The organism is Sphingomonas panaciterrae, assembly GCF_036890205.1.
In the GTDB taxonomy this organism is placed as follows: domain Bacteria; phylum Pseudomonadota; class Alphaproteobacteria; order Sphingomonadales; family Sphingomonadaceae; genus Sphingomonas; species Sphingomonas panaciterrae.
Window position 1 is genome coordinate 162,115 of sequence record NZ_JAKNQR010000004.1, and the last position, 13,703, is coordinate 175,817.

Consider the following 13,703-nt stretch of genomic DNA (forward strand, 5'->3'; position numbering starts at 1 on the left):
AGTGCGCCGTCAACAAGCATCGCAACAAGCATGAGTGGGAGAGGCATCGTGGAATATAAGATGATCTCGGTCGAGCGCCGGGACGAAGTCGACTGGGTGACGATGAACCGCCCGCACGTCCTGAACGCGCTCAACGATCGCCATGTCGAGGAACTGAACCATTATTTCGGCGCGCTCCACAAGGATCGCGACTGCCGCGTCGTCGTGCTGAAGGGCGCCGGCCGCGCCTATTGCGCCGGCCTCGATCTGCAGGAGGGCGGCCGTTCCGAATTCGACACGATCGGCCGCCTCGCGCACCAGCGCTCGATCGCCGAGATCGTGATGAAGATGCGCTATTGCCCGCAACCGATCATCAGCCTCGTCCACGGCCCCGCGTGCGGCGGCGGCTTCGCCATGGCGCTCGCGTCGGACATCCGCATTGCCGGCGAATCCGTCCGCATGAACGCCGCCTTCATCCGCATCGGCCTTTCCGCCTGCGACATCGGCGTCAGCTACTTCCTCCCCCGCCTGGTCGGCGCGAGCGTGGCGGCCGAGTTCATGCTCACCGGCAATTTCATCACCGCCGATCGCGCGCTTGCCACCGGCCTCGTCAGCCGCGTCGTGCCCGATGATCAGATGGAGGAAGCGGCCGCGCCGCTGATCGAACAGATGCTCACCACCTCGCCGATGGGCCTTCGCCTCACCAAGGAATGCCTGCGCATGTCGATCGACGCGCCCAGCCTCGAAGCGGCGGTGGCGATGGAGGACCGCAACCAGATCCTGTGCGCGACCTCCCCCGATTTCGGCGAAGGGATCAAGGCGTTCTTCGAGAAGCGCCGCCCGGATTATACCAAGAAGAAGGAGCAGGCTGCATGAGTGCCAAGAGCGAGAGGGGATTGGACGGACGCGTCGCACTGGTAACCGGCGGGGGCCGCGGCATCGGGCGCGAGATCGCGCTCCGACTGGCGCGGGACGGCGCCGACGTCGCAGTGAACTACCGCCGCGATGCCGAGGCCGCCGAGGAAGTCGTGCGCGAGATCGAGGGCCTCGGCCGCCGCGCCAAGGCTTATGCCGGCTCGGTCGACCGGTTCGAGGATTGCGAAAAGCTGGTCGACGCGGTCGTCGCCGACTTTGGCGGCATCGACATTCTCGTCAACAACGCCGGCATCGCCAGCCGCGGCCAGAGCGTCGCCGATACCGACCCGGCCGAGTTCGAACGCGTCATGCGCACGCACTGCTTCGCGCCGCACTACATGTCGAAGCTGGTCCTCCCCTCGATGCGCGAACGCGCCAAGGAGAAGGGTCGCGGCGACATCATCATGATCTCCAGCGTCGCGACGCTCTACCACGCCCCCAACGGCGCGCCCTATTCGATGGGCAAGGCCGCGGCCGAGGCGCTCGCGCTGGTGCTGTCGAAGGAGGAGCGCGGCAACAACATCCGCACCAACATCGTCGCCCCGGGCCTCACCGTCACTGACATGGGCGAACGGCTGGCGAAGGCGACCCGCGGCGTCGCGGACATCCACGATCTCGCCGCGCAATCGCCCTTCGGCCGCGTCTCCACCCCGGCGGATGTCGCCGCGGCGGTCGCCTATTTCGTCTCGGCCGATGGCGAATATGCCAACGGGCAGAAGATCAACCTCCACGGCGGCGGCTGATCGGACACGCCATGCCGGGCCCCGCCCGGCATGGCCGTCATTCGGCGCGCAGGCGCCGCTCTTCCTCATGGATATAGTCGCGCGTCACCGGCACGGAGAATCGCCCGCGTGTCAGCTGCACCTGGTAATTGCACAGGCCGCCATGCCGGAACGCCGCCGCTGCCCCGGCGAGGTAGAAGGTCCACATGCGGAAGAACTTCTCGTCATACAGCGCGACGATCTCGTCCTTCGCCGCCACCGTGCGATCGTACCAATGGTCCAGCGTCCAGGAATAATGGACGCGCAGCACCTCGATATCGGTCGGGAACAGCCGCATCCCCTCGTAACCGCGAACGATCTCGCTCAGCGCCGGGTTGTAGCCGCCGGGGAAGATGTATTTCAGCGTAAACTGGTCGGTCACGCCCGGGCCGCCCAGCCGCCCGATCGTGTGCATCAGCATCACGCCATCCTCGGTCAGCAGCTCGCGGCACTTCCCGAAGAAGGCGCGATAATGTTTCACGCCGACATGCTCGAACATGCCGACCGACACGATCCGGTCGAACTGCCCGGTCACGTGGCGATAATCGATCAGCTCGAACCGCACCTTGTCGGCGACGCCCGCTTCCTCGGCGCGGCGGCGCGCGACCTTCAGCTGTTCCTCGGACAGCGTCACCCCCAGCACCTCGGCGCCGGTCTTCTGGTGCAGGTACAGCGCCATCCCGCCCCAGCCGCAGCCGATGTCGAGCACGCGCATCCCCGGCTTCAGCGCCAGCTTGGCGGCGATATGCGCCTTCTTGTCGGCCTGCGCCTGCTCCAGGCTGTTCGCCGGGTCGGTGAAATAGGCACAGCTGTACTGCCGGTCGGCGTCGAGGAAGAGGTCGTAGAGGCGATCCGACAGGTCGTAATGATGCGCCACGTTGCGCTTGGACGCGCGCTCCATGTTGATCCGGCCGAAGCGATGCGCCGCCGCCGCGACGGCGCGGCGCAGCGGGCTCGCCGCCAGCGCCGACCGCCCGTCCTCCCACGGATCGTTGGAGGTCAGCAGCTCGACCAGCGCGCGAATGTCGCCCTGCTCGATCACCAGCCGGCCATCCATGAACGCCTCCGCCGCGCCCAGCCCGGGGTCGGACACGATCGAGCGGCCGACATTCTTGTCGGCGAAGCGGATCACCACATCGGGGAAGCCGGCTTCGGACGTGCCGAAGGTCTTGGTCGCGACATCGGGACGATGGAGGGTCAGGGTACCGCGTGTCACCGCGCGCGAGAGAAACAGATCGATCAGCGCCATGGGCCACCTGCTAGCCGCCTCGTCCGATCGTTACCAGTACGTACCTACCCGTCAGATCCCGGCATACCAGTCATAGTCGACATTATCCTCCCAATAGCCGCCCCTGCCCTTGCCGATCCCGGCCAGGCTGGCGACCGCGGTGGCACGCATCAGATATTTGGCGTGCTTGTAGCCCAGTTGCCGCTCGACCCTGAGGCGGCACGGCGCCCCGTTCATCACCGGCAGGAAGCGGTCGTTCAGCGCCCAGGCCAGGATCGTCTGCGGGTGAAACGCGTCCACCAGATCGATCGACTCATAATAAGGCGCCCCGCCATACATGTCGGCGCAGGTGAACACGATGTAGCGCGCGCCGTCGCGCATCCCCGCCGCCTTCAGCACATCGCCCAGCTTCGGCCCCTGCCATTTGGCGATCGCGCTCCACCCCTCGACGCAATCGTGCCGCGTGATCTGCGCGCGCTGCGGAAAGGCGGCAAGGTCGGTCAGCGCCAGCGACAGCGGCCGTGCCACCAGCCCATCGACCTGCAACCGCCACTCGGCGAACCGGCCCTCGCGCAGCGCATCATATTCGGGCGTTCCCGGGTCACGTGTGCCGTTGGGCCGGAAGAAGGGCGATCTTTGCTCGGGCGTGAATTCGGGCGCCAATGCGTTGCGGTCGACCAGCGCGCGTTGCAGCCCGCGCTGCATGTCCTCGCCCATGAACAGGATGCGGCGCGCGGCGGGATGCTCGATCACCCTGTCACACCCGGCGAGCAGCGTCGCGCCCCCTGCCACGCCGCCGGCGATCAGGTCGCGTCGTCCGACGATCATGGCCGCGGCTCCTCGGGCACCCGCCACCAGCCGGTGATCATCGCGCGCACCTCGTTGACCGGCCCGGCAAGGATCACCAGCGCCAGATGGCCGACGATGAACACGCTCAGCCCCACCATGCACAGGAAATGGATCGACCGCGCCGATTGCCGCCCGCCGAACAGGTCGAGCATCCAGGGGAAGCCGGCGTTCATCATCGGCGACAGCGCAATCCCGCTAAAAATCACCAGCGGCAACAGCACGAACACGACCGTCACGTACGACAGCTTCTGGAAGATATTGTACGCGGTCGGATCGGCCGGATCATGGAAACGCAGCGCCAGATGCTCGCGCACGTCCGCGGCCAGGTTGTGCGGCGACAAGTCGCGCCGCCGCACCCGCAGGTCCCGGGCGAAATGCCGGTTCAGCAGGCTGACGATCATATAGGCCAGCAGGCCAAAGCCCAGCACCAGCGCAAAGAACAGATGCCAGCGCCGCGACAGCGCCAGATTGTAGTTCGCCGGGATCGTCAGCCAGGCGGGAAAGCGCGGCAGCTCCAGCCACGCCGCATCGAAGTTCGCGCCATAGCGCCCCCAGTACAATCGCGGATGCGCGTTGGAGATGCCCAGCCCCGATCCGATCAGCACGAAAATCGCAACCGCATTGATCCAATGCCACAATCGGGTGGCGAGACGGTGGCGGAAAACGGCGCGCATCGGCCGCAGGCTACCATCATTCCGCGCGGCGTCCATCCGTGGCCGATTGTCGCCGGAAGGCGGCCGCGCCGCCGCCGAAATCAGCCGTAGGCGCGCCAGAAAAAAACGATCGTCGTCGCGCCCGACAGCAGCAGCGTCCACCACCGGATCACCGCCCCGGGCAGCATCTTGCCGATCACCGCCCCAGCCCAGCCGCCGACCAGCGCCCCGACCAGCATCGGCACCGCGGATCCCCAGTGGATCATCCCAGCCGCGACAAAAACGATCGCCGCCGCGGCATTGGCCACCGCCAGCATCAGCGTGCGCGGCGCGAACATGGCCCGCGGGTCCATCCCGGCGAGCAGGCCATAGGTCGCTGTCATCATCAGCCCGACGCCGCCGCCGAAATAGCCGCCATAAATGCCCAGCAGCGCCTGCGCCGCGATCAGCGTGCGCCCGCCAATTGTCACTCGCTGCGCGAGCCACACGGACGCGCGCTTGCCGATCGCCAGCACGACAAAGGCGTAAAGCACCAGCCACGGCACGATCACGTCGAACGTGGTCGCCGGCGTCAGCACCAGCAACATGCTGCCGACCAGCCCCGCGACGAACGTCACCCAGCCAAGCACGCGCAGGTCGACGCCGCCCAGCGGCGTGCGCTCATGCCGGAACGACCAGCTGCTCATCGCCGCGCCCGGCAGGACAGCAAAATTGGAGGTCGAATTGGCGATGTTCGCCGGCAGCCCGATGGCAAGCAGCGCCGGCATGGTCGCGAACGATCCGCCGCCGGCGAGCGCATTCATGGCGCCGCCAAGGAATCCGGCACCGGTGACAAGGGCAATAATAGCAAGATCAGGCACGCGCGGCTCTTTGCCGCGCATGCCCTGCTTGTCGAGGGGCCGTGTTGCCGCGAGGGACCGCGCGGCCCGTCGCGAATCAGATTCGGCTGGTGCCCGTATAGGCGAACAGCAGGTCGGCATCCTCCGACGCATGGAGCAGCTCGGGACCGGTCACCATCACGCACTCGCCCGCGCGCCAGGCGACGCCACTAACGACACCCTCGCCGCGGATCGGCACCAGCCACCCGCTCTTGCCCTCAGGAAGGTCGATCTCGCGCTTGCCGCCGCCCCAGCGTTCCAGCACGAACTTGGGCCCTTCGACCAGGATCGTTCGCCCCGGCGCAATCTCGCCCGGCCGCGGCGGCGCGACATAGGGCTGCAGGTCGGCGACCGCGATGCCGTCATCCAGATGCAATTCACGCGGCCGGCCATAATCGTACAGGCGATAGGTCGTGTCGGAATTCTGCTGCACCTCGATCAGCGTCAGCCCGGCGCCGATCGCGTGGATCACGCCGGAATGCGAATAATAGAAGTCGCCCGCCTTCACCGGCTTCCAGTCGAGCTTGTCCTCGATCGACCCGTCCAGCGCGCTCTGGCGCAATTCGTCCGCGGTCATCGGCTGCTTCGGCCCGATCGCGATCGTCGAATCGGGCTCGGCATCCAGGATCAGCCAGCATTCGTCCTTGCCGCGCGGCAGGCCGCGCTTCTGCGCCTCCTCGTCCGACGGGTGATCCTGCACCGACAGCTTCTCGCTGGTGAACAGATATTTGATCAGCAATTCCGGCTCTTCGGGATGCGGCGACTGGAACCACACCTCACCGATCGGTTCACCGCCGGGGGCCGGATCGGGAAATCCCGGGTACAGCCTATGCCGCCCCCACGGCTTCTCGACCCGCTTGGTGGCCAGCAAGGTTGCAGTCATATGAGGTCCCATAATGATAAGGCTTAGTCCTATCCGCCGAACGCCGCCGCCCTCAATGCGTTTCATTCACGACGTTTCAGCATTGTTCGCGTGCGCGGCCCTGCGCTAAAGGCCACAACGATGCGTAAACTCCCGTCCCGTCCGCTCGTCGCCCTGCTCCTTGCGGCGATGGCACTGCCGATCGCAGGTTGTGCGCGTAATCGCGCCGGCGGCGATCTCCCGTACGTCGCGCGCGACGTGGGCACCTTGTACACCGCGGCCCGGCAAAAGCTGGACCAGGGCCAGTACAAATTGGCGGCGGCGCTGTTCGACGAGGTGGAGCGCCAGCACCCTTATTCGGTCTGGGCGCGCCGGGCGCAGCTGATGGGCGCGTTCAGCAACTATCTGGCGAAAAATTACACGGAGGCGATCCAGGGCGCACAGCGCTTCCTGTCGGTCCACCCGGGCAATCGCGACGCCCCGTACGCTTATTACCTCATCGCGATCAGCTATTATGAGCAGATCAACGACGTCACGCGCGATCAGAAGATCACCGCGCAGGCGCAGGATGCGCTGGGCGAGCTCACCCGCCGCTATCCCAACAGCCGCTATGCCGCGGACGCCCGGCTGAAAATGGATCTCGTGCGCGATCACCTCGCCGGCAAGGAAATGGAGATCGGCCGTTTCTACGAACGGCGTGGCCAGTGGCTGGCGGCAACGCTGCGCTTCCGCAAGGTGATCGACGATTATCAGACCACCACCCACACGCCGGAGGCGCTGATGCGCCTGACCGAGACCTATCTGGCGCTCGGCGTGCGCGAGGAGGCAAAGCGCGCCGCGGCGGTGCTCGGCGCCAACTATCCCGAAACCTGGTGGTACAAGCGCGCCTACGATCTGCTGGGCGAGAACCCGACCACGCCGATTCGTCCGCTCGCCCCGGGCGAGCAGATCATTCCCCAGGCGACCGTCCCCGCGCCCGAGGCGCCGATCCGCAAGGAGGTGGAGGTGCTGCCGGTCGAGGAAACGCCCACGCCGCGTGCCGAGGCGCCGGGCGCCCCGACGCCGGCGACCACCAGCGGCGGTGCCGGCGCGACGCCGGGTGGCAACGCCCCGTCCACCGCGACGCCGACCGGCGTGCAGCCGGGCACGCCCCCCGCTCCAGCGGACGTCCCGCCGCCGCAGGACCAGTGAGCGCAGCACTGCTGATGCACCGCCCGGCCGTTCGGGCGTTGGGCCCTTCATGCTGACGGCGCTCTCGATTCGCGATGTGGTCCTGATCGAGGCGCTTGACCTCGATTTCGGCCCCGGCCTTGGCGTCCTCACCGGTGAAACCGGCGCGGGCAAGTCGATCCTGCTCGACGCACTCGGCCTGGCGCTCGGCGCGCGCGGCGACAGCGGGCTCGTGCGGCACGGCGCGGCGCAGGCCAGCGTCACCGCCACCTTCGATCCGCCGGCCGGCATCGCCGCGCTGCTCGACGACAACGGGCTGGAGGCGGAGGATGGCGAACCGCTGATCATCCGCCGGGTGGTGAAGGCGGACGGCGGCAGCCGCGGGTTCGTCAACAATCAGCCCGCCTCGGCTGCGCTCCTGCGCGAACTCGGCAGCCGGCTAGTCGAGATCCACGGCCAGCACGACGATCGCGGCCTGCTCAACCCGCGCGGCCACCGTGCGCTTCTCGATACCTTCGCGCGACTCGACACCGCAGGCGTCGCTGCCGCCTGGCACGACTGGCGCGCCGCCGAAGCGTCGCTGGCGTCGGCGCGGGACGAAATCGAGACTGCCGCCCGCGATCGCGAGTGGCTCGACCACGCCGTCACCGAACTCGATTCGCTCGCGCCCGAGCCCGGCGAGGAGGAAACGCTCGCCGAGCGCCGGCGCATCATGCAACGGTCGGAAAAGATTGCCGAGGATCTGAACGCGCTCGTCGACGCGCTCGACGGCTCGGACGGCGCACTGGCCAGGATGCGCCAGGCAGCGCGCATCCTCGACCGAATCGCCCCCGACCATCCGGCGCTGACCGAGGCGCTGGCCGCGCTCGACCGTGCGATGGTGGAAACGGGCAACGCCGGCGATCAGGTGAGCGAGGCCAGCCGCGCGCTGGCGTTCGACCCCCGCGACCTCGAACAGGACGAGGCGCGGCTGTTCGACCTGCGCGGCATGGCCCGCAAGCACCGCGTACAGCCCGATGATCTCGCCGCTTTGGCCGATGAATTGCGCGAGCGCCGCGACCGGCTCGAGGCGGGTGAGGAAGGCATCGCCGCACTGGAGCAGCGCGCGCGGGCGGCGCGCGACCTCTATCTCGCCGCCGCCGCGTCCCTGTCCACGGCACGCGCGGCCGCCGCCGAGCGGCTCGACGTCGCGGTCGCTGGCGAGCTTCCCCCGCTCAAGCTCGATGCCGCGCGTTTCCGCACCACCATCGCGCCGCTGCCCGAGGATCTCTGGGGCCCGGCCGGCCAGGATCGGGTCGAGTTCGAGATCGCGACCAATCCCGGCGCGCCCTTCGGCGCACTGATCAAGATCGCGTCCGGCGGCGAACTGTCACGCTTCATCCTCGCGCTGAAGGTCGCGCTCGCGGAAGAAGGCGGCGCGGCAACGATGATCTTTGACGAAATCGATCGCGGCGTCGGTGGCGCGGTCGCCTCGGCGATCGGGGAGCGGCTGCATCGCCTCGCCACGCAGGCGCAGCTGCTGGTGGTCACCCACTCGCCACAGGTCGCCGCCCGAGGTGCCGCGCATCTGCTGATCGCCAAGCGCAATGACGGCATCGTCACGCGCACCGGCGTGCGTCAGCTCGACAATTCGGAACGGCGCGAGGAAATCGCCCGGATGCTGTCCGGCGCGACGATCACCGACGAGGCCCGGGCGCAGGCCGACCGCCTCATCGAAACAGCCTGATCGGAAACGCCTAAGGTCGGCACCGGGGCTCATCACCCCGGCACCATTCTCGCTCGCTGCTCAGACCCGCATCGGCATCAGCACGTACAGCGCCGGCGCCTTGTCATTCTCGCGGATCAGCGTCGGCGCCGCCGCATCGGCCAGGTGCACCTCGACCACGTCGCCATCGATCTGGCCCAGGATGTCCATCAGATACCGGCTGTTGAAGCCGATCTCGAACGGTGCGGCGACATATTCGCCGGGCACTTCCTCGGCTGCGGTGCCATTCTCCGGGCTCGTCACCGACAGCGTGATCTTGTCGCGATCCAGCGCCATCTTCACCGCGCGGGTCTTCTCGGTGGCGATGGTCGACACGCGATCCACGCCCTCCATGAACGCCGACGGGTCGAGCTTCAGGATCTTGTCGTTGCCGGTCGGGATGACGCGGCTGTAATCCGGGAAGGTACCATCGATCAGCTTGGACGTCAGGATCGCCTGACCCAGGTCGAACCGGATCTTGGTGCCGCTCAGCGACACGCCGACCGAACCGTCCACCTCATCGAGCAGCTTGCGCAACTCCGCCACGCACTTCCGCGGCACGATCACATCCGGCATGTTCTCCGCGCCCTCGGGCCGCGGCAACGTGACGCGCGCCAGGCGATGGCCATCGGTCGCGGCAGCCTTCAGCACCGGCTGCGATCCGCCATCCTCCGACACGTGGAGGAAGATGCCGTTCAGATAATAACGCGTTTCCTCGGTCGAGATCGCAAATCGCGTCTTGTCGATGATCTGCTTCAGCGCCTCAGCCGGCATCTCGAACTGGGTCGGCAGCTCGCCCTCGGCGATCACCGGAAAATCGTCCCGCGGCAGCGTCGCGAGCGAGAATCGCGCCCGCCCGGCGACGATCGTCATCCGGCCGTCGGCGGCGCTCAGCGACACCTGCGCGCCCTCGGGCAGCTTGCGCGCAATGTCGAACAGCGTGTGCGCCGACACGGTGGTCGCGCCCGGCTGTTCCACGGATGCCGCGACACTCTCGTTGATCTGCAGGTCGAGGTCGGTCGCCATCAGGCGCAGCGCACCCTCGACCGTCGCTTCGATCAGCACGTTGGACAGAATCGGAATGGTGTTGCGGCGTTCCACCACGGACTGGACATGGCTCAGCCCCTTCAGGAGCGTTGCGCGTTCGATCGTCGCCTTCATCACTTGATCCCCCGGCCCGCCGGATTCGACCAGGGGCAACTCGCCCGTTTCCTAGCCAAACAGAAAGGGCCGGAGCAAGCGCCCCGGCCCTCTTTTCGGTGGATTGTTCACATCCACCGCCTGTCGGGCGCGGCCAGCGGCCGCGCCCGTCCGCATCAGAAGCGGAAGCCGAGGCCGGCCGCCACCTGGTGACGGTCGGTGTCAACGCCGAACGTGCCGGTCGTCGCGCCGTTCGGGTAACGCAGCTTCGCCTCGCCGTAGTTCGAGTAGCGATACTCGAGCTTGGCGTAGGTGTTCGGCGAGAGCGACTGCTCGACACCGGCACCCAGACGGAAACCGTCGAGGTTGAAGTTGCGGCCGGTCACCGTCGTGGTGTCGTCGCGGGTCAGGTCGAGGCGGGCGTTGGTGTAGCCGACCTTGCCGTAGATCAGCGTGGTCGGGGCGGCGATCACGCCGATACGGCCACCGATGTACAGGTCACGGCCAGCCTTCACGCGGCCATAGCCGAAATCGTTCGGGTTGCGCGGATCGTTGGTCACCTTGCCGGTCGAACCGGTGATTTCGGCCTCGGCGCCAACCACCAGGTTGTTGAACGCCACGTCATAGCCGATGTCGCCACCGTACAGGAAACCGTCGCTGCCCTGATCGCCACGGATCAGAGAATCCTGCGTGTCGCCGGGGCGCAGCGCGTCATAGCCCAGGATCACGCCGGCGCGCGGGCCGGTGAACGGGCCGGCGTCCTGCGCAGCAGCCGGAACAGCAACGGCAGCGGTGGTGGCGGCGAGCGTCGCCAGGATAAGCTTACGCATAAACAACTCCATTTGCGTTTCCGTCCCACAAGCGTGGGCGGGTGACGGTCAAATGATGAATTTCGCGGGCCGTTGCATGAACCTCAGATAAACAAGGATTTTCGTTGTTTTTGCGCCACAGGGGCTTGAACAACGATCCTGCCGACCTATCCGCGACAAGCCGTTTGTTTCGTTGGAACCTCGCCCCGACACGCGAGGTCTTGACGACCGGTTTGACTGTTTTCGCGCGCGCCCGATCGGCAAAAATCGTTGCTTTCGCGTCCCGTCCGACCAAAAGCAGCGCCATGGCAATCGATCCCACCCAGCGGCGTGGCCGCGATTTCGTCGCCCGTCACGGCGAAACCGTCTTCAACGCCGCGCGCCGGCTGCAGGGGGATGCCCCGCACACCCCCCTCACCCGCGCCGGCTTCGCTCAGGCGGAGGAGATGGGCCGCGCGCTGCGTGCGCATCTCGGCGCCAGGCCGAAGCTGACCATGTGGGCCTCCTCGACGGGTCGCGCGCTGCAGACGCTGGCGATCATTGCCGAGCATCTCGAACTCGACTGGCACGACGCCCGCCACGACGATCGCCTGATCGAAATCGGCATGGGCGCATGGGGTGGCCGTTATTACGCCGATGTCGTCGACGAAGTCGGCCCGGTAATCGACGAACGTGGGCTGCTGCGTTGCGCCCCGGACGGTGAGCGCTATGAGGCGATCGCGACGCGGGTCGGCGGCTGGCTCGCCGATACCGCTGACGACGATGGCGATCGGCTGGTCATCATGCATGGAATCTCCAGCCGCGTGATGCGCGGGGTGATGACGGGTGCGCCGATCGATCCGTGCGGCGCGCCGGTGCTGCCCGGCCACCCACAGGGCACGGTGACGATGATCGAGCGCGGCCGCGAGACGGTGGTGCATCTGGGCACCGGCCACGCCCCGGCCTGATCCTGGCCGCGTGGTCCTGTGAGCATGATCCTCGTCGCCGCGCTCCTGCTCGCCGGGGAGCCGACGGCGATCGGCGTGTACGACGCGTGGGGCGCGTTTCACACCGGGTCGCCGCCGCGCTGTTACGCGATCACCTCTCCCGTGCGCTCGGGCAGCGGCGCTTTCGCCAGCATCGCCGCGCGCTTCGGCACCAGCCGCCGCCCCGCGCTCTACGTCCGCCTGTCGCGCCCGCGCGATGCGGCAGCGCCGGTCACGCTGGCGATCGGTGAGCGGCGCTTCGTGCTGACCGGCAACGATCGCGCCGTGTGGTCGCCCGACGCCGCCACCGACCGCGCGATCGTCGCGGCGATGCGCGGCGCGCGCAGCATGAGCGTCTCGACGCTCAACCGCGCCGGCCGCCCCTTTGCCGACAGCTATGCGCTGGGCGGCGCCGCTACCGCCATCGACGCCGCGACGCTGGGCTGCGCCGGCTAGGCGCCGCTGTCCGGCGGCCGTGCTGGAAATTCCCCCTGTCCTGCGCTATATGCGCGCGATGCAGACAGTGTCGGCCGCGCCCATGCCCATCCCGGGGCACTTCGATCCCGTGCCCGTTGCCCGTGCGGTCACCCCGCGCGCCGATGGCCGCATTGACCTCGTCGGGCTGTCCAAGGACGAATTACGCGAGACGCTCGCCGCCGCCGGGCTTGAGCCGCGTCAGGCAAAGCTGCGCGCCAAGCAGATCTGGCACTGGATCTACAATCGCGGCGCGACAGAATTTACCGCGATGACCGACATCGCGAAGGCGCAGCATCCGTGGCTGACCGAACGGTTCGTGATCGGTCGCCCGCAGGTGGTCGAGGCGCAGGTATCGTCGGACGGCACGCGCAAATGGCTGCTGCGTTCGGACGACGGCCAGGATTTCGAAATGGTCTTCATCCCCGATGCGGACCGCGGGACGCTGTGCGTGTCCAGCCAGGTCGGCTGCACGCTCAACTGCACCTTCTGCCACACCGGCACGATGAAGCTCGTGCGCAATCTTACCGCCGGCGAGATCGTCGGTCAGGTCATGCTGGCGCGCGATGGCCTTGGCGAATGGCCCAGCCAGCCGGAAGGCCGCATGCTCACCAACATCGTGATGATGGGCATGGGGGAGCCGCTCTACAATTTCGACAATGTGCGCGACGCGCTCTCGGTGGTGATGGACGGCGACGGCCTTGCCCTGTCTAAGCGTCGTATCACCCTTTCCACCTCGGGCGTCGTGCCGATGATGGCGCGCGCGGGGGCGGAGATTGGCGTCAACCTCGCCGTGTCGCTCCACGCCGTGACGAAACCGGTGCGGGACGAGATCGTGCCGCTCAACCGCAAATACGGCATCGAGGAACTGCTCCAGGCGTGCGCCGATTATCCCGGCGCCAACAATGCCCGCCGCATCACGTTCGAATATGTGATGCTGAAGGACAAGAACGATTCGGACGATGACGCGCGTGAACTGGTGCGCCTGCTGCGCCACTATCGCCTGCCGGCAAAGGTCAATCTGATCCCGTTCAATCCCTGGCCGGGCACCGCCTATGAATGTTCGACGCCGGAGCGGATTCGCGCCTTCTCGAACATCATCTTCGAAGCGGGCATTTCCGCGCCGGTGCGCACCCCGCGCGGCCGCGACATTGACGCCGCCTGCGGCCAGCTCAAGACCGCGGCCGAGCGCAAGAGCCGCGCCCCGCTGGATCGCGAAGCAGCGGCCGAAGCTGCCGCCGCCTGATCCCATCGGCACAAACGCCATGAAGGGGAG

At 67.4% G+C, this 13,703-nt stretch carries 15 protein-coding genes; 7 read left to right on the plus strand and 8 right to left on the minus strand.

Going from position 1 to position 13,703, the window contains the following annotated elements:
- Positions 1-60: 60 nt before the first annotated feature.
- Positions 61-855 (plus strand): enoyl-CoA hydratase/isomerase family protein, encoded by a 795-nt coding sequence (locus L8F96_RS12495; RefSeq protein WP_334656238.1) that lies wholly within the window; start codon positions 61-63, stop codon positions 853-855.
- Entirely contained in the window at positions 852-1,637 is a 786-nt protein-coding gene (locus L8F96_RS12500) for an SDR family NAD(P)-dependent oxidoreductase (RefSeq protein WP_334656178.1), read from the plus strand. Before L8F96_RS12495 ends, L8F96_RS12500 begins: the two co-directional genes overlap by 4 nt.
- 37 nt (positions 1,638-1,674) lie before the next feature.
- Here the strand turns inward: L8F96_RS12500 and L8F96_RS12505 are convergent, their stop codons facing one another.
- The 5 genes from L8F96_RS12505 to L8F96_RS12525 form a co-directional block, all read right to left on the minus strand.
- Positions 1,675-2,904 carry a cyclopropane-fatty-acyl-phospholipid synthase family protein gene (locus L8F96_RS12505; RefSeq protein WP_334656179.1) on the minus strand — a complete coding sequence of 410 codons (1,230 nt, stop codon included), beginning with the start codon at positions 2,902-2,904 and terminating at the stop codon, positions 1,675-1,677.
- Positions 2,905-2,955: 51 nt separating this feature from the next.
- Positions 2,956-3,711 (minus strand): molybdopterin-dependent oxidoreductase, encoded by a 756-nt coding sequence (locus L8F96_RS12510; RefSeq protein ID WP_136452264.1) that lies wholly within the window; start codon positions 3,709-3,711, stop codon positions 2,956-2,958.
- Complete coding sequence (locus tag L8F96_RS12515) at positions 3,708-4,406, minus strand: cytochrome b/b6 domain-containing protein (RefSeq protein ID WP_241212672.1); 699 nt, start codon at positions 4,404-4,406, stop codon at positions 3,708-3,710. The genes L8F96_RS12510 and L8F96_RS12515 overlap by 4 nt, the downstream gene beginning before the upstream one ends.
- Positions 4,407-4,486: 80 nt before the next feature.
- Positions 4,487-5,245, minus strand: a complete 759-nt coding sequence (locus L8F96_RS12520) for a sulfite exporter TauE/SafE family protein (protein ID WP_334656180.1) — start codon at positions 5,243-5,245, stop codon at positions 4,487-4,489.
- Between the two features lie 76 nt (positions 5,246-5,321).
- Complete coding sequence (locus L8F96_RS12525; protein ID WP_334656181.1) at positions 5,322-6,146, minus strand: class I mannose-6-phosphate isomerase; 825 nt, start codon at positions 6,144-6,146, stop codon at positions 5,322-5,324.
- A 120-nt stretch (positions 6,147-6,266) separates the two neighbouring features.
- On the opposite strand from L8F96_RS12525, the gene L8F96_RS12530 reads away from it, so the two are divergent.
- The gene (locus L8F96_RS12530; protein ID WP_314470044.1) at positions 6,267-7,316 is read left to right on the plus strand and encodes an outer membrane protein assembly factor BamD; all 1,050 of its coding nucleotides are present in this window, start codon (positions 6,267-6,269) and stop codon (positions 7,314-7,316) included.
- Between the two features lie 49 nt (positions 7,317-7,365).
- Positions 7,366-9,021: a DNA repair protein RecN gene (gene recN / locus L8F96_RS12535; protein ID WP_334656182.1), complete on the plus strand. Its 1,656-nt coding sequence runs from the start codon at positions 7,366-7,368 to the stop codon at positions 9,019-9,021.
- A 60-nt stretch (positions 9,022-9,081) separates the two neighbouring features.
- Here the strand turns inward: recN and dnaN are convergent, their stop codons facing one another.
- The 3 genes from dnaN to L8F96_RS12550 form a co-directional block, all read right to left on the minus strand.
- A complete protein-coding gene (dnaN, locus tag L8F96_RS12540) occupies positions 9,082-10,200 on the minus strand; it encodes a DNA polymerase III subunit beta (protein WP_125946095.1) in 1,119 nt (372 codons plus the stop codon).
- Between the two features lie 155 nt (positions 10,201-10,355).
- Positions 10,356-11,009, minus strand: a complete 654-nt coding sequence (locus tag L8F96_RS12545) for an outer membrane protein (protein WP_046411544.1) — start codon at positions 11,007-11,009, stop codon at positions 10,356-10,358.
- Positions 11,002-11,295 carry a hypothetical protein gene (locus tag L8F96_RS12550; protein WP_334656184.1) on the minus strand — a complete coding sequence of 98 codons (294 nt, stop codon included), beginning with the start codon at positions 11,293-11,295 and terminating at the stop codon, positions 11,002-11,004. The genes L8F96_RS12545 and L8F96_RS12550 overlap by 8 nt, the downstream gene beginning before the upstream one ends.
- Between L8F96_RS12550 and L8F96_RS12555 the strand changes: the two genes are divergently transcribed.
- From L8F96_RS12555 to rlmN, 3 genes are all read left to right on the plus strand, one after another.
- A complete protein-coding gene (locus L8F96_RS12555) occupies positions 11,294-11,935 on the plus strand; it encodes a histidine phosphatase family protein (RefSeq protein ID WP_046411545.1) in 642 nt (213 codons plus the stop codon). The two genes, L8F96_RS12550 and L8F96_RS12555, sit on opposite strands and share 2 nt — an antisense overlap.
- Before the next feature lie 24 nt (positions 11,936-11,959).
- The gene (locus L8F96_RS12560; protein WP_334656239.1) at positions 11,960-12,409 is read left to right on the plus strand and encodes a hypothetical protein; all 450 of its coding nucleotides are present in this window, start codon (positions 11,960-11,962) and stop codon (positions 12,407-12,409) included.
- Positions 12,410-12,491: 82 nt separating this feature from the next.
- Complete coding sequence (rlmN, locus tag L8F96_RS12565; protein WP_417158984.1) at positions 12,492-13,673, plus strand: dual-specificity RNA methyltransferase RlmN; 1,182 nt, start codon at positions 12,492-12,494, stop codon at positions 13,671-13,673.
- The last annotated feature ends 30 nt before the right edge of the window (positions 13,674-13,703 follow it).

What these genes read in the sequence shown, in the direction of transcription:
- L8F96_RS12495 (WP_334656238.1), top strand. Translation starts at nt 61, where the DNA reads ATGATCTCGGTCGAGCGCCGGGACGAAGTCGACTGGGTGACGATGAAC.
- L8F96_RS12500 (WP_334656178.1), top strand. Translation starts at nt 852, where the DNA reads ATGAGTGCCAAGAGCGAGAGGGGATTGGACGGACGCGTCGCACTGGTA.
- L8F96_RS12505 (WP_334656179.1), bottom strand. Translation starts at nt 2,904, where the DNA reads ATGGCGCTGATCGATCTGTTTCTCTCGCGCGCGGTGACACGCGGTACC.
- L8F96_RS12510 (WP_136452264.1), bottom strand. Translation starts at nt 3,711, where the DNA reads ATGATCGTCGGACGACGCGACCTGATCGCCGGCGGCGTGGCAGGGGGC.
- L8F96_RS12515 (WP_241212672.1), bottom strand. Translation starts at nt 4,406, where the DNA reads ATGCGCGCCGTTTTCCGCCACCGTCTCGCCACCCGATTGTGGCATTGG.
- L8F96_RS12525 (WP_334656181.1), bottom strand. Translation starts at nt 6,146, where the DNA reads ATGACTGCAACCTTGCTGGCCACCAAGCGGGTCGAGAAGCCGTGGGGG.
- L8F96_RS12530 (WP_314470044.1), top strand. Translation starts at nt 6,267, where the DNA reads ATGCGTAAACTCCCGTCCCGTCCGCTCGTCGCCCTGCTCCTTGCGGCG.
- recN (WP_334656182.1), top strand. Translation starts at nt 7,366, where the DNA reads ATGCTGACGGCGCTCTCGATTCGCGATGTGGTCCTGATCGAGGCGCTT.
- dnaN (WP_125946095.1), bottom strand. Translation starts at nt 10,200, where the DNA reads ATGAAGGCGACGATCGAACGCGCAACGCTCCTGAAGGGGCTGAGCCAT.
- L8F96_RS12545 (WP_046411544.1), bottom strand. Translation starts at nt 11,009, where the DNA reads ATGCGTAAGCTTATCCTGGCGACGCTCGCCGCCACCACCGCTGCCGTT.
- L8F96_RS12555 (WP_046411545.1), top strand. Translation starts at nt 11,294, where the DNA reads ATGGCAATCGATCCCACCCAGCGGCGTGGCCGCGATTTCGTCGCCCGT.
- L8F96_RS12550 (WP_334656184.1), bottom strand. Translation starts at nt 11,295, where the DNA reads ATGGCGCTGCTTTTGGTCGGACGGGACGCGAAAGCAACGATTTTTGCC.
- L8F96_RS12560 (WP_334656239.1), top strand. Translation starts at nt 11,960, where the DNA reads ATGATCCTCGTCGCCGCGCTCCTGCTCGCCGGGGAGCCGACGGCGATC.
- rlmN (WP_417158984.1), top strand. Translation starts at nt 12,492, where the DNA reads ATGCCCATCCCGGGGCACTTCGATCCCGTGCCCGTTGCCCGTGCGGTC.